Here is an 18,697-nt window from a genome sequence, read left to right as displayed (position 1 = left end):
CCTCACCCAGGACCGCCTCACCCAGGACCGCCTCACCCAGGACTGCCTCACACAGGGCCGCCTCACACAGGTTCGCCGCGGGGTCCCGTATCGTGGGCACTGCTTCCCCCGAAGACACGAAGGGGAATGTTCGTATGCGACGCGTCCTAGCCGCCGCCCTGCTCGTAACGGCCGCGGGCTGCGCGAGTGCACCCGCAGAGCCCGCCACCGACGGGCCCGCCGCCGACACCGACAAGATCGCGTGGGGGCCGTGCACCGACATCAAGCGCCCGGACGGCGAGCCACCGGCACAGCAGGACGCCTCGGTGCGCTGCGGGAAGCTGGCGGTGCCCCTCGACTACTCCCGCCCCGACGGCGACAAGCTGGAGCTGGCGCTCATCAAGCTGGCGGCCACCGATCCGAAGAAGCGGCTCGGCTCGATGGTGTTCAACTTCGGCGGGCCGGGCGCCTCCGGCGTGGACACCCTCGACCAGGCCGCCAAGGCGCTCACCTCACTGCGCGCCCACTACGACCTGGTCAGCTTCGACCCGCGCGGCGTCGAGCGCAGCGCGGGCGTACGCTGCGGCGACAGCGCGCAGATGGACCGGTTCGTCTCCCTCGACACGCTGCCCACCAACGCGCAGACCCACCAGGAGAGCCTGGACGCCAACAAGGAGTTCGCCCAGCTCTGCCAGCAGCACTCCGGCAAGGTCCTGCCCTACGTCGGCACCGTCAACGCCGCCCGCGACATGGACCGCATCCGCGCCGCCGTCGGCGACCCCAAGCTTAACTACGTCGGCATGTCGTACGGCACCCAGCTCGGCGCCGTCTACGCCACCCAGTTCCCCAAGAACGTGGGCCGCATGCTGCTCGACGCGCCGCTCGACCCGACGGTCACCTTCGAGCAGCGCACGCTGACCCAGACCCGCGGCTTCCAGCAGGCCTACGAGAGCTTCCTGCGCAGCTGCGTCAAGGGCGGCTGCGAGGTCGGCAAGGACGTGACCGCCGCGAACGCCAACGTCGAGAACCTGATGAACCAGCTCACCACCAAGCCGCTGAAGGTGGACGGCCGGCAGCTCACCCAGGGCCTGGCCTCCACCGGCGTGGCCGCCGCCCTGTACTCCGAGCTGACCTGGCCGTTCCTGGAGAAGGCGCTCGGCGAGGCGCTGAAGGGCCACGGCGAGGCGCTGATGTACCTGGCCGACTCCTACACCGGACGCTCGGAGGACGGCACCTACTCCACGCAGATGACCAGCTTCCCGGCCATCACCTGCGTGGACACCGCCGAGCGGCCCAGCGAGGCCGAGCTGCGGCGCACCGAGGCGGCGGCGCTGCGGATCTCGCCGCTGTTCGGCAGCGAGGGCTCGGGCGGGCTGTGCCGGGTGTGGCCGGCCAAGGGCAGCAACCAGGCGCGGCACGTCAACGCCACCGGGTCGGCGCCGATCCTGGTCGTGGGCGGCAAGGGCGACCCCGCCACGCCGTACCAGTGGGCGCCGCGGCTGACGGCCCAGCTCAGGACCGCGCGGCTGGTGACGTACGAGGGCGAGGGGCACGGGGCGTACCTGTCGGGCAGCAAGTGCGTGCAGGGGCTGGTGGACGCGTACCTGGTGGAGGGCAAGCTGCCCCCCAAGGGCGCGACCTGCCCGGCGGCCTAGTGTGTGACGGGTGACCGACAACGACACCTTCATCGCCCGGATCGAGGGCGAGGCCGCGCGGCTGGCGGCGCTGGCGACCGACCTGTCCGTCCCGGTGCCGACGTGCCCGGGATGGACGTTCGGCGATCTCCTCACGCACGTCGGCCGGACCCATCGCTGGGCGGCGTACGTGCTGCGCGACCGGGTCCAGGAGCGCGTCTGGTCGCGCGAGGTGCCCAGCGGCCTGGCCGAGGGCGCGCACGGCGACGCCGCCTGGCTCATGGAGGGCGCCGCCGACCTCCTGGACGTGCTGCGCACCGCCGACCCGGACCTGCCGGTGTGGACGTGGGGCCCGGACCGGCGGGCCGGCTGGTGGGCGCCCAGGATGCTGTTCGAGCTGGTGATCCACCGGGCCGACGCCGAGCTCGCACTCGGCCTCGACCCGGAGATCCCGGCGGCGACCGCCGTGGACGGCATCGAGGAGTTCCTGCACAACCTGCCGTACGCGTTCTGGGTGACCAGGTCGCTGGCCGGGCTCGGCGCGGAAGGGGCCAGGATCCACCTCCACGCGAGCGACCTCGACGGCGAGTGGACCGTCACGCAGGGCGCCGACGGGGCGGTCACCTGCGAACGCGGCCACACCAAGGGCGACGCCGCCGTGCGCGGCCCGGCGAGTGAACTGCTCCTGATGCTCTACGGCCGGCGGCCCCCGCGGTCGTCGGCCGTCTTCGGCGACCACGACCTGCTGACCCGCTGGCTGGCGGCCGCCGCCTTCTGAACCGGACCCCCTGACGGGGGAAGGGGCCCTGGACGCGCCGCCGCTCGGCGATCGGCGGCGTGTCCAGGGCGGGTGAACCGCTCCCTTGCGGGACGGCCCGCCTCGCGCGGCCCCGGTTCGGCGGGGAAGGTGCTTCCCCGGGGGCGCGAGCGCGGCGACGTCCCGCGAGCTCCGGCGGCGGACGCCGCCGGAGGGCTCACCTGCGGTGGAAGACTCCGAACAGGCTCCCCGAGACGTCGCGCAGATAGGCGAAGTCGGTGCCGGCGCCGTCGTCGATGACCTTCATCTCGACCTTGCCGCCGAGCGACTCGCTCTTGGCGCACGCGGCCTCGACGTCGGCGACCTGCACGTGGAAGACCGCGTGGGCGGGGAAGTCGCCCTTGTTGTTGAACAGGCCGCCGCCGGGCCGCTCGCCGCCCGGGTAGCCGATCATGCGGTAGTCGAGCGGGCCGTCGTCGTCGCGGCTGAACGACCAGCCGAACAGCTCGCCGTAGAAACGTTCGGCGCCTTCGGGGTCGTCGGTCGAGATCTCGAACCAGGTCACCGTGTTGTCCATCATCGCCTCCTCATTTTTCGAACAAGACAACGATGTATCGCTACGGCGACAACCCTATGTCGGTGTTTTCGCATGATTAATCGAGCATGGTTCCGCGGACCACCATCTCCGGCACGTCGGGGGCGAACCCTTCGAGCGGCCGCTCGGGGCAGCGCTCGACGGTGACGACGGCCGCGGCGATGCGGTCGAGCCGGAAGACGCGGACGTCCTCGCGCAGCCGGCACCACGCCACGAGGTACCAGAAACCGCCGCGCCCGCCCAGGAACACGCCCGGCTCGACGTCGCGCGAGGTGAGCGCGCCCTTGGCGTCGGCGTAGTCGAGCCTGAGCACGCGCCGCCGCAGCAGCGCCTCCTCGATGGCCCTGGAGATGCCCTCGGCGCCGAGCGGCCGGCTCGGGGAGCCTGGCTCGGGCGGCTCGCTGACGAGCTGGACCCGCCGCGCCAGCTCCCTGGCCAGATCGCCCTCGGGCCCCGGCATGGCCGAGACCACCTTGCGTAACGCGCTGCGGGCCTGGCGGCCGAAGGGCTGGTCGCCGGCCTGGCTGAGGGCCACCGCGATGGCCACCGCCTCGGCCGGGGTGAAGTTGAGCGGGGGCAGCGACATCTTCTTGTCGAGGGCGTAGCCGCCCCTGCGACCGGGCTCGGCGTAGATCGGCACCCCGGACCCCTGCAACGCGGTGATGTCACGCTCGATGGTGCGCACGCTGACCTCGAACCTCTCGGCGAGCTCGCGGGCGGAGCGGCAGCGTGGCGCGATGGCGCGCAGGTCCTCGACGAGCGCATAGAGCCGGTCGGTACGGTTCACAGCCGGAACGCTACGCGCCGCCACCGACAATCACCGGCCCCGCGCGGCCCCCGCAAGAGGGGGCTAACCGCCCGGCCACCCAGATCTCACGCCGCCGTCCACTCCAGCAGCCGGTCCAGGGGCCAGGTGTTGACGATCCGCGCGGCCTCGATCCCGCACCGGGCGGCCCGCTCGCAGCCGAAGCGCTGCCAGTCGAGCTGTCCGGGCGCGTGCGCGTCGGAGTCGATCGAGAACACGCACCCCGTCTCGTAGGCCAGCCGCAGGAGCCGCTTGGGCGGGTCGAGCCGGTCGGGCCTGGAGTTGATCTCCACGGCCACCCCGAACCGCCGGCACGCCTCGAAGACCAGCTCGGCGTCGAACTCCGACTCCGGCCGCTTGACCCCGCGCTCGCCGCCCGCCCGCACGACCCGCCCGGTGCAGTGGCCGAGGACGTCGACCAGCGGGTTCGCGACGGCGGTGACCATGCGGCGGGTCATCTCCTCGCGGTCCATGCGCAGCTTGGAGTGGACGCTGGCCACGACCACGTCGAGCCGTTCGAGCAGCGCCGGGTCCTGGTCGAGCGAGCCGTCGAGGTGGATGTCGACCTCGATGCCGGTCAGGATGCGGAAGGGCGCCAGCCGCTCGTTGAGCCCGGCCACCACGTCGAGCTGCCGCTCCAGCCGCTCGGCCGACAGTCCCTTGGCCACGGTCAGGCGCGGCGAGTGGTCGGTCAGCGCCCAGTACTCGTGCCCGAGCCCCCTGGCGGCCTCGGCCATCTCCTCGATCGGCGAGCCGCCGTCGGACCAGTCGGAGTGGCTGTGCAGGTCGCCCTTCAGCGCCTCGCGCAGGGCCGCGGTCTCGGCGTCGAGCTCGACGCCCTCGGTGGCCCGCAACCTACGCAAATACGTCGGAACCTGACCGTCGAGCGCTTCGTTGATCACGAGGGCGGTGACCTTGCCGATGCCGGGGAGGTCGCCCAGCCCGCCGGTTCCGGCCAGCCGCGCGAGCTCCCCTTCCGGCAGGTCGTCCACGACCGCGGCCGCGCGGCGGAACGCGCGGACCCGATAGGTGGGCTCACCTGCGCGTTCGAGCAGGAAGGCGATCTCGCGCAGAGCCTGGACCGGTTCCATGAGTCATTCATACCCGAGCGGACGACCACCGGCATTGAACAGGGGCGAAGGGCACCGATAGGCTGATTCGCCCAGGAAAGCAGGAACCACATGGCACAACCGCCGCGCACGCCGGCTCCCCCACCCCCGCGCAAGTCGTCCAAGGCCGTCCCACTGACCATTCTCGGGGTCCTGTCGGTGATGCTGGTGGGCTACTGCGCGGCGACCCAGGACGACGACGACGTCACCGCCGACTGCGTGGTGCGGCTGGAGGACGGCACGTACGAGGTCGTCGACGACGACTACTGCGACGACGACGGCGGTGGCGGCGGGTCGCACTACTACGCCGGTTCGCGCGGCGCGTACATGTGGTACTACGGCGGCCACCGGGTCGGCAACCGCATGCAGGGCGGCACCACGTACCGGCCGTCCGACGTGAACATCTCCAGCCGCAGCGGCAAGTCGATCCAGCGCGGCGGCTTCGGCAACAGCTGGGGCGGCGGGAGCTGACGTGCGCCGCGAGCATGGCATCGCCCGTCCCGGCTGGGAGAAGACGATCGAGAGCCAGGGCCTGGCCTACCACCGGGCGGCCCACCCCGAGGGCCTGAGCCGGCCCTACTGGGACGAGTCGGTGCACTACGTCCTGTCCCTGGAGGAGGTGGAGTCGCTGGAGGAGCAGGTCGAGGAGCTGCACGGCATGTGCCTGCGGGCCGTCGAGCACGTCGTCTCGACCGGCCGCTACGCCGACTTCGCCGTCCCCGAGTGGGCCAGGGACGCCGTGGCCCGCTCCTGGGAGCGTCGCGACCCCCACCTGTACGGCCGCTTCGACCTGCGCTACGACGGCACCGGCCCGGCCCGGCTGCTGGAGTACAACGCCGACACGCCGACGTCGCTGGTGGAGGCGTCGGTGATCCAGTGGTTCTGGCTGCAGGACGTCCACCCCGGCGACGACCAGTGGAACTCCCTGCACGAGCGGCTCATCGAGCGCTGGCGCGAGCTGCCGCTGCCGCCCGGCCCCACGCACTTCGCCTTCACCAACGCCGACGAGACGGGCGAGGAGGCCATGACGGTCGCCTACCTGCAGGAGACCGCCGAGCAGGCCGGCCGGCGGACGGTCGCCGTCGCCATGGAGGACATCGGCTGGGACGAGCTCAACCGCCGTTTCGTCGACGCCGGGGACGAGATGATCCGCTCGGCGTTCAAGCTCTACCCCTGGGAGTGGATGCTCGCCGACGACTTCGGCCGGCACGCGGTGCGCCACTCCACCTGGATCGAGCCGCTGTGGAAGGCGCTGCTGTCGAACAAGGCGCTGCTGGCCGTGTTGTGGGAGCTCTACCCCGGCCATCCCAACCTGCTGCCCGCCTACCTCGACGGGCCGCGCGAGCTGACCTCCTACATCGCCAAGCCGCTGCTGGGCAGGGAGGGCGCCTCGATGCGCATCGTCACCCCCGAGGGCGCCCAGGAGACCCCGGGCCGTTACGGCCGGGAGGGCTACGTCTTCCAGGGGTTCGAGGCCCTGCCCGCGTTCGAGGGCCAGCGGCCGGTGCTCGGCGCCTGGGTGGTCGCCGACGAGGCCGCCGGGCTCGGCATCAGGGAGACCACCGGCCTGATCACCGATGACACCTCCTCCTTCGTCCCTCATCGCATCGCGATCTGAAGCACCCCCGTGATTGGAAATGACGTGACCCTTCTCGAAGTCCTGGCCCGCGGCGCCGGCGCGATCGCCGCGTACGCCGCCGTCGGCGTGATCCTGCTGATCGTCGGCTTCTACGTGATCGACTGGGCCACGCCCGGCAAGCTGAGCGAGATCATCCGCACCCAGCGCAACGCCAACGCCACGCTGCTCACCACGTCCGCGCTGGCGGCGATCGGGCTCATCGTGGCCGCGTCCATCTGGTCCTCCGGCGGCCGGCTGGCCGAAGGGCTCGCGGGCACGGCCGTGTTCGGGCTGGTCGGCATCGTGGTGCAGACGGTGGCCATGCTGGTGTTCGACAAGGTCGTCGGGATCTCCGTACGCGAGCTGGTGAAGGAGCCGGAGCTGCAGCCCGGCGCGCGCCTGCTGGCGGTCACCCACGTGGCGATCGGCCTGATCACGGCGGTTGCGGTCATCTGAAACACCACCGTTCCGGTCATCGGAACCGACCTGGCACTCTAGGAGGCGTGACAGACCGGACCCGGGAGGACACCACGCGAAGGCTCGAGCGCGCCATGGGCGCGCTCGGCACGGCGGCGATGGCCCGCATGGACGACCAGCTCCCCTGGTTCCGTGCGCTCAGCGCCGAGGACCGCTCGTGGGTGGGCCTGGTGGCCCAGGCCGGCATCGCCGCGTTCGTGGAGTGGTTCCAGCACGCCGGCGAGAACCGGCCGACGCCCAGCATCGAGTTCTTCGGCACGGCCCCGCGCGAGCTCAAACGCTCGATCTCGCTCCAGCAGACGGTCGACATCGTCCGGGTCGTGGTCGAGGTGGTCGAGGCCCAGACCGACGAGCTGGCCGCGCCGGGCGGCGAGGACCAGCTCCAGCAGGCCATGCTCCGCTACACCCGCGACGTGGCCTTCGCCGCCGCGCACGTCTACGCCCGCGAGGCGGAGGCCCGCGGCTCCTGGGACGCCAGGCTGGAGGCGCTGATCGTCGACGCGCTGGTGCGCGGCGAGGTCGACGACGGCCTCCACTCCTGGGCCGCCGCCCTCGGCTGGACCTCCTCCCCCGTCGTCGTGATCGCCGGGCACGCCCCCGACGACGACCCGCGCGCGGTCATCGACGGCCTGCGCGACAAGGGCCGCCGCATCGGCATGGACCTGCTGGCCGGCGTGCAGGCCGACCGGCTGATCGTGATCGTGGGCGGGGCCGACAGCGTCCACGACGCGGCCCGGCAGGTCGTGGCGCGCTTCGGCGTGGGCCCGATCGTCATCGGCCCCGAGGTGCCCGACCTGCACGCCGCCGCGCGGTCGGCGCGGGCCGCGCTGGCCGGGCTGAAGGCCTCCGCGGGCTGGCCGGACGCCCCCAGGCCGGTGCACGCCGAGGACCTGCTGGCCGAACGCGCCCTCGACGGCGACGCCGACGCCAGGGAGCAGCTCATCGAGAACGTCTACCTGCCGTTGGCCGGCACTCCCCTGCTCGATACGCTGGCCACCTACCTCGAACAGGGCACCTCCCTGGAGGCGACGGCGCGGCTGCTGTTCGTGCACCCGAACACGGTCCGCTACCGTCTGAAGAAGATCACCGAGCTCACGGGCTACCAGCCCACCGAGGGCAGGTCGGCCTTCACGCTGCAGGTCGGCCTCATCCTGGGCCGGCTTTCCGAAGGCGCCGCGGCATGGCGGGCCCTAACGTAACATTCCCGAAATCTTCACTGTAGGGTTCCTACAAAGCACCCGGGACAAAGTTCGTACGGATCTCCATCCGCGTGTCGAAGTTCTACAGGGCATGGTGGTTTTTGTGCTTGTACTCGTCGCTCCGGGCCAAGGCGCCCAAACCCCAGGCTTCCTGACCCCCTGGCTTGAGTTGCCCGGTCTGGCCGACAGACTCGGCGCCTGGTCGGAGGTCGCCGGGATCGACCTGGTGGCCTACGGCACCACCGCCGACGCCGACGAGATCCGCGACACCGCCGTGGCGCAGCCGCTGCTCGTGGCCGCCGCGCTGGCCGCCGCCGAGGCGCTGGGGGCCTCCCCCGACGTCCTGGCCGGCCACAGCGTGGGCGAGTTCGCCGCGGCCGCGCTGGCCGGGGTGCTCACCGCCGAGCAGGCCCTGGGCCTGGTCCGCGAGCGCGCCCAGGCCATGGCCAAGGCCGCCGCCGTCACCGAGACCGGCATGACCGCCGTGCTCGGCGGCGTGGAGGCCGACGTGCTGGCCGCGATCGAGCGTCACGGGCTGACCCCGGCCAACATCAACGGCGCGGGCCAGATCGTGGCGGGCGGCACGCTGGAGCAGCTCGCCGCCTTCAAGGGCGACGCGCCCGCCCGTGCCAGGCTCATCCCGCTCAAGGTGGCCGGGGCGTTCCACACCGGTCACATGGCCCCCGCCGTCGACGCCCTGCGCGAGGCGGCCTGGAACGTCGTGCCCGGCGACCCGCAGGTCACTCTGCTGTCCAACGCCGACGGCCGGCCCGCCGCGAGCGGCGCCGAGTTCGTCCAGCGGCTCATCTCGCAGATCAGCAGCCCCGTCCGCTGGGACCTGTGCATGGCGACGATGGCCGAGCTGGGCGTGACCAAGATGATCGAGCTGCTGCCCGGCGGCACGCTGACGGGGCTCGCCAAGCGCGGCCTGCGCGGCGTCGAGACCGTGGCGCTGAAGACACCCGACGACCTCGACGCGGCCAGGGAGCTGATCAAGTGAGGATCCCCGACATCGCCCCCGGCGCCCGGATTCTGGCCTTGGGCCATTACCAGCCGGACAACGTCGTCACCAACGACGACCTGGCCAAGACCATGGACACCAACGACGAGTGGATCCAGTCCCGCGTCGGGATCAAGGAGCGCCGGGTCGCCTCGGCCGCCGAGTCCGTCGAGGACATGGCGGTCCAGGCCGGCGGCAAGGCGCTGGCCGCCAGCGGCCTCACGCCCGACGAGATCGACCTGGTGATCGTGGCCACCTGCACGCTGGAGACCCAGATCCCCAACGCCGCGGCGCTCGTGGCCCACCGGCTGGGCATCAAGTCCCCGGGCGCCTTCGACGTCAACGCCGCCTGCGCCGGCTTCTGCTACGCGCTGGCCACCGCCAGCGCCGCCGTCCGCGGCGGCTCGGCCAGGAACGTGCTGGTCGTCGGCTCGGAGAAGCTGTCGCAGTGGGTCGACTGGACCGACCGGTCCACGGCCGTGATCTTCGCCGACGGCGCCGGCGCCGCGGTGGTCGGCCCGACCGACACGCCCGGCATCGGCCCGGTCGTCTGGGGCAGCTCCGGCGACAGGTCCGAGGCCATCTCCATCGCCGACCGCACGAAGTTCCTCTTCCAGGAGGGCCAGACGGTCTTCCGCTGGGCCACCACCGCGCTGCACCCGGTGGCCCTGGAGGCGTGCGCCCGCGCCGGGGTCGACCCCTCGGAGCTGGCGGCGTTCGTCCCCCACCAGGCCAACCTGCGCATCATCGAGGCCATCGCGCGCAAGCTCGGTGCCGACAAGGCCGTCGTCGGCCGCGACATCGTCACCGCGGGCAACACGTCGGCGGCCTCCATCCCGCTCGCGCTCTCGCGGATGCTGGAGCGCGGCGAGGTCCGCTCAGGCGACCTCGCGCTCATCCTCGGCTTCGGCGCCGGTCTGACCTATGCGGGCCAAGTGATCGAGATTCCGTAGGATCCGGTACGGCTCCCGCCGTACCTCAGCTCGTACGGCGGACGCCGTACAGAAACCAGAAAATGAAGGAGAAGTAGCGACATGGCTGCCACCGAGCAGGAGATCCTCGCGGGCCTCGGCAAGATCATCAACGAGATCACCGGCATTCCGGCCGGCGAGGTGACCCCCGAGAAGAGCTTCGTCGACGACCTCGACATCGACTCCCTGTCCATGGTCGAGATCGCCGTGGCCGCTCAGGACGAGTTCGGCGTCGAGATCCCCGACGACCAGCTGAAGAACCTGAAGACGGTCAAGGACGTCCTCAACTTCATCCAGGCCTGACACCCAGCAGTTCTGACCAGTAAGGAGCGCGAAAACGTGAGTGCGAACCGGGTACGTGTCGTCGTCACCGGGCTCGGCGCGACGACGCCCGTCGGTGGAGACGTCACCTCGACCTGGACGGCGCTCCTCGCCGGTCAGTCGGGTGTGGAGACCCTCACCACGGAGTGGATCGACTCCGTCCCCGTGCGGTTCGCGGGGACGGCGGCGGTCGACCCCACCGAGGTGCTGCCCCGCCCCGAGTCCCGCCGTCTCGACCGCAGCGAGCAGTTCGCCCTGGTCGCCGCCAGGGAGGCCTGGCAGGACGCCGGCGCCCCCGAGGTGGCCCCCGAGCGGCTGGGCGTCGTGGTCTCCAGCGGCATCGGCGGCATCAGCACCACCCTGACCGCCTACGACACGTGGAAGGAGCGCGGCTGGAACCGGCTGTCGCCCTTCACCGTGCCGATGCTCATGCCCAACGGCCCGGCCGCCTGGATCGGCATCGACCTGGGCGCCCAGGCGGGCGTGCACGCCACCGTCTCCGCCTGCGCCTCCGGCGCCGAGGCGATCGGCTACGCCATGGACATGATCCGGCTCGGCCGTGCCGACGTGGTGGTCGCCGGCGGCACCGAGGCCGCCATCCACGGCCTCAACATCGCCGCCTTCGCCGCCGCGCGGGCGATGTCCACCCGCAACGACGACCCGCAGGGCGCCTCCCGGCCGTGGGACCGCGACCGCGACGGGTTCGTGCTCGGCGAGGGCGCCGGCATCGTGGTGCTGGAGTCGGAGGAGCACGCCAAGGCGCGCGGCGCGCGCATCTACGCCTACGCCTCCGGCGTCGGCTACTCGGCCGACGCGCACCACATCACCCAGCCCGAGCCCGAGGGCCGCGGCATCATCATGGCGATGACGCAGGCGCTGACCGACGCCGAGATCACCGGCGTCGACGTCAAGCACGTCAACGCGCACGCCACCTCCACCCCGGCGGGCGACGTCGGCGAGGTGCAGGCCGTGGCCAAGGCCATCGGCACCCACCCGCTGGTCACCTCGACCAAGTCCATGACCGGTCACCTGCTCGGCGGCGCCGGCGGCATCGAGTCCGTCTTCACGATCAAGGCGCTGCAGGAGCGGATCGTCCCGGCCACCATCAACCTCGACAACCTCGACGACGGCATCGAGGTCGACATCGTCCACGGCGCGAACCGCCCGCTGCCGCAGGGTGACATCGCCGCGGTCAACAACTCCTTCGGGTTCGGCGGGCACAACGTGACCGTCGTCTTCAAGGGGGCTTGATGACCGTACTGGACAGCCGGGTGGTGGGCGAAGGCTCCGGCCAGGAGCCCGCCGACCCCCGCGATCCAGTCGTCCGCCTGGCAGCGCTGCTCGACGAGGGCTCGCTGCGGCTCATCACCCCGCAGGACAACAGCGGCGTCCTGGCCGCCATGGGCCGGATCGAGGGCGTGCCCGTCGCCGCCTTCTGCAGCGACGCGCGCTTCCAGGGCGGCGCGATGGGCAGCGAGGGCTGCGAGCACATCGTGCACGCCTACGACGTGGCCGTCCGCGAGCGGGTGCCGGTCATCGGCATCTGGCACTCCGGCGGCGCCCGGCTCGCCGAAGGCGTCGAGTCGCTGCACGCCGTCGGCCGGGTGTTCGCGGCCATGACCAAGGCGTCGGGCGTCGTGCCGCAGATCTCGGTGGTCGTCGGCCCGGCGGCCGGCGGCGCCGCCTACGGCCCCGCGCTCACCGACCTGGTGATCCTGGCCGACACCGGCCGCATCTTCGTGACCGGCCCCGACGTCGTGCGCAGCGTCACCGGCGAGAACGTCGACAGCGAGGCGCTGGGCGGCCCCGAGCCGCACAGCAGGCGCAGCGGCGTCGTGCACGTCGTCACCAAGACCGAGGCCGAGGCCTACCTCCAGGCGCGCCGGCTCGCCACGCTGCTCGGCCACCAGGGCCGGGTGCGGCCCGGCGCGGTCGAGGAGGTCGACTTCTCCTCGCTGCTGCCCGAGTCCGCGCGCCGGGCCTACGACGTCAAGCCGCTGGTCAACGGCCTGCTCGACGAGGCCGGCGTCGAACTGCACGCCAAATGGGCGCCCAACGTCGTCACGTCTCTGGGCCGTCTCGGCGGCCGGACGGTCGGTGTCGTCGCCAACAACCCGTTGCGGCTGGGCGGCTGCCTCGACGCCACGTCCGCCGAGAAAGCCGCTCGCTTCGTACGTATGTGTGACGCCTTCGGAGTGCCGTTGGTTGTCCTCGTGGACGTGCCGGGTTACCTGCCGGGCGTCGGCCAGGAGCACGACGGCGTCGTCCGGCGCGGCGCCAAGCTGCTGCACGCCTTCGCCGAGGCGTCGGTGCCCCGGGTCACCGTGGTCACCCGCAAGGCGTACGGCGGGGCGTACATCGCGATGAACTCACGGGCACTGGGCGCCACCAGGGTGTTCGCCTGGCCGACCACCCAGGTGGCGGTCATGGGGGCGGTGGCGGCGGTGCGCGTGCTCAAGCGGCGCGAGCTCGCCGCCGCGCCCGAGGAGGAGCGCCCGGCGCTGGAGCAGCGGCTCGCCGAGGAGCACGAGCAGCTCGCCGGCGGCCTGGCCCGCGCCCAGGAGCTGGGCGTCATCGACGAGGTGATCAAGCCCGCCGAGACGCGCGGCGCCATCGCCAAGGTGCTCGCCCAGGCCACCCCGGCCAGGGGCGCCCACGGCAACATCCCGCTGTAGCGGCCGGTTCCATGCGAAAGGCCCCGCACCGAGACCCGGTGCGGGGCCTTTCCGTCGTTCGAGAAGCCGGACGGCTCCAGGGCATGACGTGCGTGCCGCGGGCCGCCCCCGGCAGGCGCTCGGCGGGAGGTGGGGCGGGGTCAGACGGCGGGGTCAGACGGCGGCGTGCAGCCAGCGGACGGGAGCGCCGTCGCCGGCGTACCGGAAGGGCTCCAGCTCTTCGTCCCACGGCCGGCCGAGCAGCTTGTCGAGCTCGTCCTCCAGCACGCACCGGCCCTGGGCGGCCATCATCATGGCGGCACGCAGGCGGTCTTCGGGGATCATGATGTCCCCGGCCGCGCCGATGACCGCCGTGAAGGCGCCGAGCGTCGGCGTGTAGGCGTGTCTGGAGCCGTCGACGCCGGGCGAGGGATCCTCGGTGATCTCGAATCGCAGGCGCTGCCAGCCCATGAGCGAAGAGGCGATGGCCGCCGCGATGCCGGCGCGGCCCTCCCACTCCGCCTGCGCGCGCACGACGTTCGGCGCGGCTGGTTGCGGTGTCCACGTCAGATCAACGGGCACGCCGAGGACACCCGCGACTGCCCATTCGATGTGAGGGCACAGCGCGGGCTGAGCCGAGTGGACGTAAAGCACGCCACGAGCAGACACCGGACCTCCCGTTTCGGTACGAGGTGCGCCTTCCCCAACGGCCTCGCCCCGGGATGATCACAAGTGACTAGGGGAAGACTACCGTCGGTCGCCATCGGACACCAGAGGGGGGCCATACCAAGTTGGTGCGGGCGTGTCACGTGACAGTTGTGGCGGGCGGGGAAACAACCGGCTCATGGACATGCAATCTGTCGGCGAGGCGTTCATCCGGCCAGGTCAGGTGCTGGTCGACCGGGGCGCGGTGTCGGCCGCCGCCCGCTGGACGCAGGCGGTCTCCGAGGCCGACGGGGTCACCGTCCTGCACCTGACGGCCGGGGTGGACCCGTGCGAGATCACCGCCGAGCTGCGCGACCGGGGCTTCCGGGCCTCGCCCAACCACGTGCTCACCGGCCAGCCGCTGTTCTTCGGCGGACCGGCGTCCCGGCCGTTCCCCGCGCCGCCCGTCTCCTTCAGGCCGGCCAGGTCGCGTTCGGACGTGGTCGTGGCCCTGCTCGACACCGGCGTGGCCAAGCACCCGTGGTGGTCGGGCAGCGACTGGTACGCCGGGCTCGGCCCGGAGAGCGCCGACGCGGCCCAGGGGGCGCAGGCCGGGCACGGCACGTTCGTCGCCGGCCTGCTGGCCCGCCGGGCGCCCGGCGCCAGGCTGCGGGTCCGCCGCGTGCTCGACGGCGACGGCCTGGGCGACGAGGCGACCGTGGTGCGCACCCTCCACCGCATGCGCGAGGACCCGCCGCAGGTGCTCAACCTCTCCTTCGGCTGCCACTCCTTCGACGACCGGCCGCCGCCCCTGCTGGCCGACGCCATCGGCGCGCTGAAGGACACGGTGACGGTGGCCTGCGCCGGCAACACCGCCTCCGACCGGCCGTTCTGGCCCGCCGCCCTGCCGTGCGCGGTGGGCGTGGCGGCCCTCGACGCCGCCCAGGAGCGCCGCGCGCCCTTCTCCGGATACGGCACCTGGGTCGACGCCTGCGCCCGCGGCGACTGGCTGACCAGCAGCTTCCTGGACACCGGCGAGTTCGCCGGCTACGCGGCCTGGAGCGGCACGTCGTTCGCCACCGCGCTGGTGTCGGGGGCCGTGGCCGACGCCGCCCGGCGCGAACCGGCCAAGGAAGCCGTCGAACGACTGCTCGACCCCCGGCAGTCCCGGCAAATTCCCGATCTGGGAGTTGTCGTACCCACGAGTCTGTAGAGTTTACGCTCAGTCCTCGGCCAATCACGCGGAGGCAGGATGACCTCCCCGTGCGGGACGAAAGGAGGCCGCTTGAGCGACTTGCGCGAACCGGCGGAGCTGCTCCGCGACGCGGCCGACGGCGACCGATCAGCCTGGGACGAGATGGAGTCCCGGTTCGGCCCGCGCATGTGGGCGCTGGCCCGCTCGTGCGGGCTGGGCGAGGCCGACGCCGCCGACGCGGTCCAGGGCGCCTGGCTGCGGCTGCTCCAGCACCTGCACGACATCCGCGACCCCTCGCGGGTGGGCGGCTGGCTGATGACCACCACCCGCCGCGAGGCGCTGCTGCTGCTCCGGAAGGAGCCGTCGGGCCTGCTGGTCGCCGATCCGGAGGGCAGGCCCACCTTCGGGGCCGTCGAGGAGCCCGACCCCGCCTCCGCCGTGCTGGAGGCCGACGGCAGGCGGCTGCTGTGGAAGTCGGTCTCCGCCCTGCAGGAACCCTGCCGCACTCTGCTGCAACTGGTCGCGACCGATCTGGGCAACCAGCAGATGGCGATGCGGCTCGGGTTGCCCGTGGGCAGCGTGGGGCCGACCAGGGCCCGCTGCCTGGAGAAACTGCGCACTCTGCTCTCACTACAGGAGACAGCGCAATGATCAACGACGAGTACTTCCTGGCGGCGCTCCGGCTGGCCGCCGGCATGGATCCGATGCCCGGGCACGTGTCGGCCGCCGCGCGTGACGTCTACGGGCTGCGCGTCCCCCAGGCGGTGACCGCCAACCCCGCCGACCACGGCGGTGGCCGCGCGGCGCGCTCGGGTGCGCCCGACCGCGACGACGGCTCGCACCTGGTGCGGTTCGTCACCGACGGTCTCACCTTCGACCTGGAGGTGACCGTGGGCGACGGGCTGATCGACGTCGCCGGGCAGATCTTTCCCGACCCCGGGGAGGGCGCCGCCATCGACGTGCGCACCCCCCACCTGACGCTCACCCGGCAGGTCGCCCAGGACGGCCGGTTCGCCGCCACCGGGCTGCCGCCCGGGTGGCTGAGCATCGTGTGCCACCGTCCCGGTCATGCCCCCGTCCAGACCAGGTGGGTGCGCATCCGCACGTGACGCCGCCGCCCTGGCACGCGTCCGCGCCCTACGCCCCCACCCCTCCTCCCCGCCGGTCAGCCCGCCATGAGCGTCACTTCTCCCCCACCAGGATCAGCACCCGACCACGGTCCGCTCGTCGAGGCGGCCGAGGCGGCCGTGCTGCGCGCGCACGTCGATCCCGAGCAGGCCCTCTACGCCGGCCGCACCGTCCTGGCCGCCGCCCGCCGGGCCGAGGCGCCCGAAGCCGAGGCCATCGCGCTGCGCGCCATGGCGCTGGCCGCCCGCGAGCTGGGCGACCTCCTCGGCGCCGAACACTGCCTGCGCCAGGCCATCGCCACCCCGGGCGCCCCGGCCGAGCGCCAGGCCCAGGCGCGGCTGTCGCTGGTCACCGTGCGCACCGAGCGCGGGCACCCGCTCCAGGCCCTGCGCGTGGCCGCCCTGGCCTGGGCCTACCTGTCGCCCCTCGACCGCGCCAAGCTCGACACCCAGCGCGCGGTCGCCCTGGCCCACCTGGGCCGCCACCAGGAGGCCATCGCCGCCTGCGACCGGTCGCTGCGGGCCCTCGTGGCCGCGCCCGGCACGGTCGACGACCGGCGGTTCCTGGCCGGCGGCCTGCTCAACCGCGGCCTGATCCACGCCTACCGCGGCGACTGGGACGCCGCCATGCGCGACATCGCGGCCTGCCTGCAGATCGCCCAGTACGCCGGCCTGCGCCACCTGGCCCGGCTGTCTGCCGCCAACCTGCCCTTCCTCGCCGTGCGGCGGGGGGACATCGCGAGCGCGTTCGAGCACTACCGGGAGGCCGAGGACACCCTGTTCGGCTTCCCCGAGCGGCTGGCCACGATGCGGGCCGACTTCGCCGGCGCGCTGCTGGCGGCGCACCTGCCCGGTGAGGCCAGGGCGATGCTGAGCCTGGCGGTGCCCGATCTGGAGTCCTCCGGCGCGCAGGTGGCGCTGGCCGAGGCGCGGCTCAAGCTGGCCCAGGTCGAGTTGCTCACCGGCGATCCCCACCGGGCCAGGCAGGTGGCCGAGCAGGCGGCGCGCGAGCTGGCCGAGCAGGAGCGGCTGTCGTGGCTGCCGCTGACCGGCGAGGTCGTCCTGCGTGCCCGGCTGGCGCTCGGGCCGGTCACGTCCGAGCTGGTCGCCGATCTGATCAAGTGCGCCGACGAGCTGGAGGACGTCTCCTCGCACGTGGCCGCCGCCGCGGCGCTGCGGCTGAGCGCGGCCGAGGCGGCGCTCGCCGTCGACGACCATCCGGTGGCCTCGGCCCAGCTGCGCAGGCTCACCCGGCACGCCGAGCGAGCCGAGCGCTGGATGCCGGCCGGCACCCGCCTGACCTCGCTGGCCCCCGAGCCGCAGACCACGCAGCTCGCGCAGATCCCGGCGACCGTACGCCAGCACGCCCTGGCCCTGGAGGCGGCGCTGCGGGAGGACGTCACGGGGGCGCTGCGGGCGGTCCGCGACGGGCTGGCCGAGGTGAGCGGGCAGGTGGAGACGTTCGAGGATCCGGCGTTGCGGGCGCACGCGGCCCGGTCCGGCGAGCGGCTGGCCGCCTTCGGGCTGGGCCTGGCGGTGCGCGACGGGTGCGCGGGCGAGGTGTTCGAGTGGGCCGAGCGGTGGCGTGCGGTCGCGGCGCCGGAACACGCGTGCGGCCTGGTGGACGTCGACCGGGTCCGGGCGGCGCTCGACGGCGCGGCGCTGGTGGAGTTCGTGGCCGAGGAGGAGACGCTGCTGGCGGTGCTGATCACCGCCGACCGGCTGGTCCTGCGGCGGCTGGGCGGCGTGCGGCAGACGCGTGAGGCGATCATGCGGCTGCGCCACGCCCTGCGTCAGTGGGGTGCGGGGCTCGACGTGACCGGTCCCGCGCAGGCGCTCACCGAGCTGACCGGCGCCGGCGCGGAGCTGGAGCGGCTGCTGCTGGGGCCGCTCGTGGCCGAGCTGGGTGATCGGCCGCTGGTGGTGGTGCCGGTGGGGCCGCTGCACACCCTGCCCTGGGGCGCGCTGCCGGGGCTGCGCGAGCGTCCCGTGAGCGTGGCGGCGAGCGCGGCGGCGTGGGTGGGCGCGCGGCGGCGGGCCCGCCTGCGGGAGGGGGCGCCGGTGGTGCTGGCGGCGGCCGGGCCCGACCTGGTCCACGCCGAGGAGGAGGTGGCCCGCGTGCTGGCCTGCCATCCGGGCGCGCGGGCGGTGCCCGGCAGCCGGGACGCCGTGCTGGCCGCGCTCGGCGAGGCCGACGTCCTCCATCTGGCCGCGCACGGCGCCTTCCACGCCCGCAGCCCGCTGCTGTCCGGCATCACGCTCGGCGACGGGCAGCTCATGGCCTACGACCTGCTGGGCCTGCACCGCGCGCCGGAGCTGGTCGTGTTGTCGGCGTGCAACTCGGGCATGGCCCGCACGCCTGCGGAGGGGGCGCCGCTCGGGCTGCCGGGCACGTTCCTGGCGCGCGGGAGCTCGTGCGTGGTGGCGGGGATGGTGCCCATCGGGGACGAGGCCGCGATGGCCATGATGGGCGCCTTCCACGAGCTGCTGGCCGCCGGGCAGGCGCCGGACGCGGCTCTGGCCTGCGCGTCGGCCAAGACCGGCCTGCTGGGGTTCGTCTGTTTCGGGGCGGGCGACCGGCCGGTCCATCCGGCCGGCTGACCGCGTTCGG

General features: G+C 73.1%; 19 protein-coding genes. 15 read left to right on the top strand and 4 right to left on the bottom strand.

What is annotated here, in order from left to right:
- Positions 1-134 precede the first annotated feature (134 nt).
- Positions 135-1,634, top strand: a complete 1,500-nt coding sequence (locus ACIBQ8_RS39035) for an alpha/beta hydrolase (RefSeq protein WP_397178009.1) — start codon at positions 135-137, stop codon at positions 1,632-1,634.
- Between the two features lie 10 nt (positions 1,635-1,644).
- The gene (locus ACIBQ8_RS39030) at positions 1,645-2,391 is read left to right on the top strand and encodes a maleylpyruvate isomerase family mycothiol-dependent enzyme (protein WP_397178010.1); all 747 of its coding nucleotides are present in this window, start codon (positions 1,645-1,647) and stop codon (positions 2,389-2,391) included.
- A gap of 196 nt (positions 2,392-2,587) precedes the next feature.
- On the opposite strand, the gene ACIBQ8_RS39025 is transcribed toward ACIBQ8_RS39030, so the two are convergent.
- From ACIBQ8_RS39025 to ACIBQ8_RS39015, 3 genes are all read right to left on the bottom strand, one after another.
- On the bottom strand, positions 2,588-2,950 hold the full coding sequence (locus tag ACIBQ8_RS39025; RefSeq protein WP_397178011.1) for a VOC family protein: 363 nt from the start codon (positions 2,948-2,950) through the stop codon (positions 2,588-2,590).
- A gap of 73 nt (positions 2,951-3,023) precedes the next feature.
- Positions 3,024-3,752 (bottom strand): YafY family protein, encoded by a 729-nt coding sequence (locus tag ACIBQ8_RS39020; protein WP_352357678.1) that lies wholly within the window; start codon positions 3,750-3,752, stop codon positions 3,024-3,026.
- Between the two features lie 86 nt (positions 3,753-3,838).
- A complete protein-coding gene (locus ACIBQ8_RS39015; RefSeq protein ID WP_397194557.1) occupies positions 3,839-4,861 on the bottom strand; it encodes a PHP domain-containing protein in 1,023 nt (340 codons plus the stop codon).
- Positions 4,862-4,951: 90 nt separating this feature from the next.
- Between ACIBQ8_RS39015 and ACIBQ8_RS39010 the strand changes: the two genes are divergently transcribed.
- The 9 genes from ACIBQ8_RS39010 (at position 4,952) to ACIBQ8_RS38970 (ending at position 13,140) form a co-directional block, all read left to right on the top strand.
- The gene (locus ACIBQ8_RS39010; protein WP_397178013.1) at positions 4,952-5,350 is read left to right on the top strand and encodes a hypothetical protein; all 399 of its coding nucleotides are present in this window, start codon (positions 4,952-4,954) and stop codon (positions 5,348-5,350) included.
- A gap of 1 nt (position 5,351) precedes the next feature.
- Positions 5,352-6,497: a glutathionylspermidine synthase family protein gene (locus ACIBQ8_RS39005; protein ID WP_397194556.1), complete on the top strand. Its 1,146-nt coding sequence runs from the start codon at positions 5,352-5,354 to the stop codon at positions 6,495-6,497.
- Positions 6,498-6,521: 24 nt separating this feature from the next.
- Positions 6,522-6,953 (top strand): DUF350 domain-containing protein, encoded by a 432-nt coding sequence (locus tag ACIBQ8_RS39000; protein WP_352323647.1) that lies wholly within the window; start codon positions 6,522-6,524, stop codon positions 6,951-6,953.
- 95 nt (positions 6,954-7,048) lie between these two features.
- A complete protein-coding gene (locus tag ACIBQ8_RS38995; RefSeq protein ID WP_357965870.1) occupies positions 7,049-8,173 on the top strand; it encodes a helix-turn-helix domain-containing protein in 1,125 nt (374 codons plus the stop codon).
- A gap of 103 nt (positions 8,174-8,276) precedes the next feature.
- Positions 8,277-9,173 (top strand): ACP S-malonyltransferase, encoded by an 897-nt coding sequence (locus ACIBQ8_RS38990; RefSeq protein WP_397194555.1) that lies wholly within the window; start codon positions 8,277-8,279, stop codon positions 9,171-9,173.
- Positions 9,170-10,126: a beta-ketoacyl-ACP synthase III gene (locus ACIBQ8_RS38985; RefSeq protein ID WP_397178017.1), complete on the top strand. Its 957-nt coding sequence runs from the start codon at positions 9,170-9,172 to the stop codon at positions 10,124-10,126. Before ACIBQ8_RS38990 ends, ACIBQ8_RS38985 begins: the two co-directional genes overlap by 4 nt.
- A gap of 81 nt (positions 10,127-10,207) precedes the next feature.
- Positions 10,208-10,447, top strand: a complete 240-nt coding sequence (locus ACIBQ8_RS38980) for an acyl carrier protein (RefSeq protein WP_125639869.1) — start codon at positions 10,208-10,210, stop codon at positions 10,445-10,447.
- A gap of 36 nt (positions 10,448-10,483) precedes the next feature.
- The gene (gene fabF, locus ACIBQ8_RS38975; RefSeq protein WP_397194554.1) at positions 10,484-11,716 is read left to right on the top strand and encodes a beta-ketoacyl-ACP synthase II; all 1,233 of its coding nucleotides are present in this window, start codon (positions 10,484-10,486) and stop codon (positions 11,714-11,716) included.
- Positions 11,716-13,140, top strand: coding sequence for an acyl-CoA carboxylase subunit beta (locus tag ACIBQ8_RS38970; RefSeq protein WP_397178019.1), 1,425 nt, complete (start codon positions 11,716-11,718; stop codon positions 13,138-13,140). Before fabF ends, ACIBQ8_RS38970 begins: the two co-directional genes overlap by 1 nt.
- 153 nt (positions 13,141-13,293) lie before the next feature.
- Here ACIBQ8_RS38970 and ACIBQ8_RS38965 read toward each other — a convergent pair whose 3' ends face one another.
- Entirely contained in the window at positions 13,294-13,788 is a 495-nt protein-coding gene (locus tag ACIBQ8_RS38965; RefSeq protein ID WP_352323642.1) for a DUF3145 domain-containing protein, read from the bottom strand.
- Between the two features lie 175 nt (positions 13,789-13,963).
- Here ACIBQ8_RS38965 and ACIBQ8_RS38960 point away from each other — a divergent pair, with 175 nt between their 5' ends.
- From ACIBQ8_RS38960 to ACIBQ8_RS38945, 4 genes are all read left to right on the top strand, one after another.
- Positions 13,964-14,977, top strand: coding sequence for a S8 family peptidase (locus tag ACIBQ8_RS38960; RefSeq protein WP_397178020.1), 1,014 nt, complete (start codon positions 13,964-13,966; stop codon positions 14,975-14,977).
- 72 nt (positions 14,978-15,049) lie between these two features.
- Positions 15,050-15,610, top strand: coding sequence for an RNA polymerase sigma factor (locus ACIBQ8_RS38955; protein ID WP_397178021.1), 561 nt, complete (start codon positions 15,050-15,052; stop codon positions 15,608-15,610).
- Complete coding sequence (locus ACIBQ8_RS38950) at positions 15,607-16,068, top strand: hypothetical protein (RefSeq protein ID WP_397178022.1); 462 nt, start codon at positions 15,607-15,609, stop codon at positions 16,066-16,068. Before ACIBQ8_RS38955 ends, ACIBQ8_RS38950 begins: the two co-directional genes overlap by 4 nt.
- Before the next feature lie 66 nt (positions 16,069-16,134).
- The gene (locus ACIBQ8_RS38945) at positions 16,135-18,687 is read left to right on the top strand and encodes a CHAT domain-containing protein (RefSeq protein WP_397194553.1); all 2,553 of its coding nucleotides are present in this window, start codon (positions 16,135-16,137) and stop codon (positions 18,685-18,687) included.
- Positions 18,688-18,697 lie beyond the last annotated feature (10 nt).

It is taken from the genome of Nonomuraea sp. NPDC049646 (assembly GCF_044465525.1).
In the GTDB taxonomy this organism is placed as follows: domain Bacteria; phylum Actinomycetota; class Actinomycetes; order Streptosporangiales; family Streptosporangiaceae; genus Nonomuraea.
This window is presented reverse-complemented; position numbering and strand designations above follow the sequence as displayed.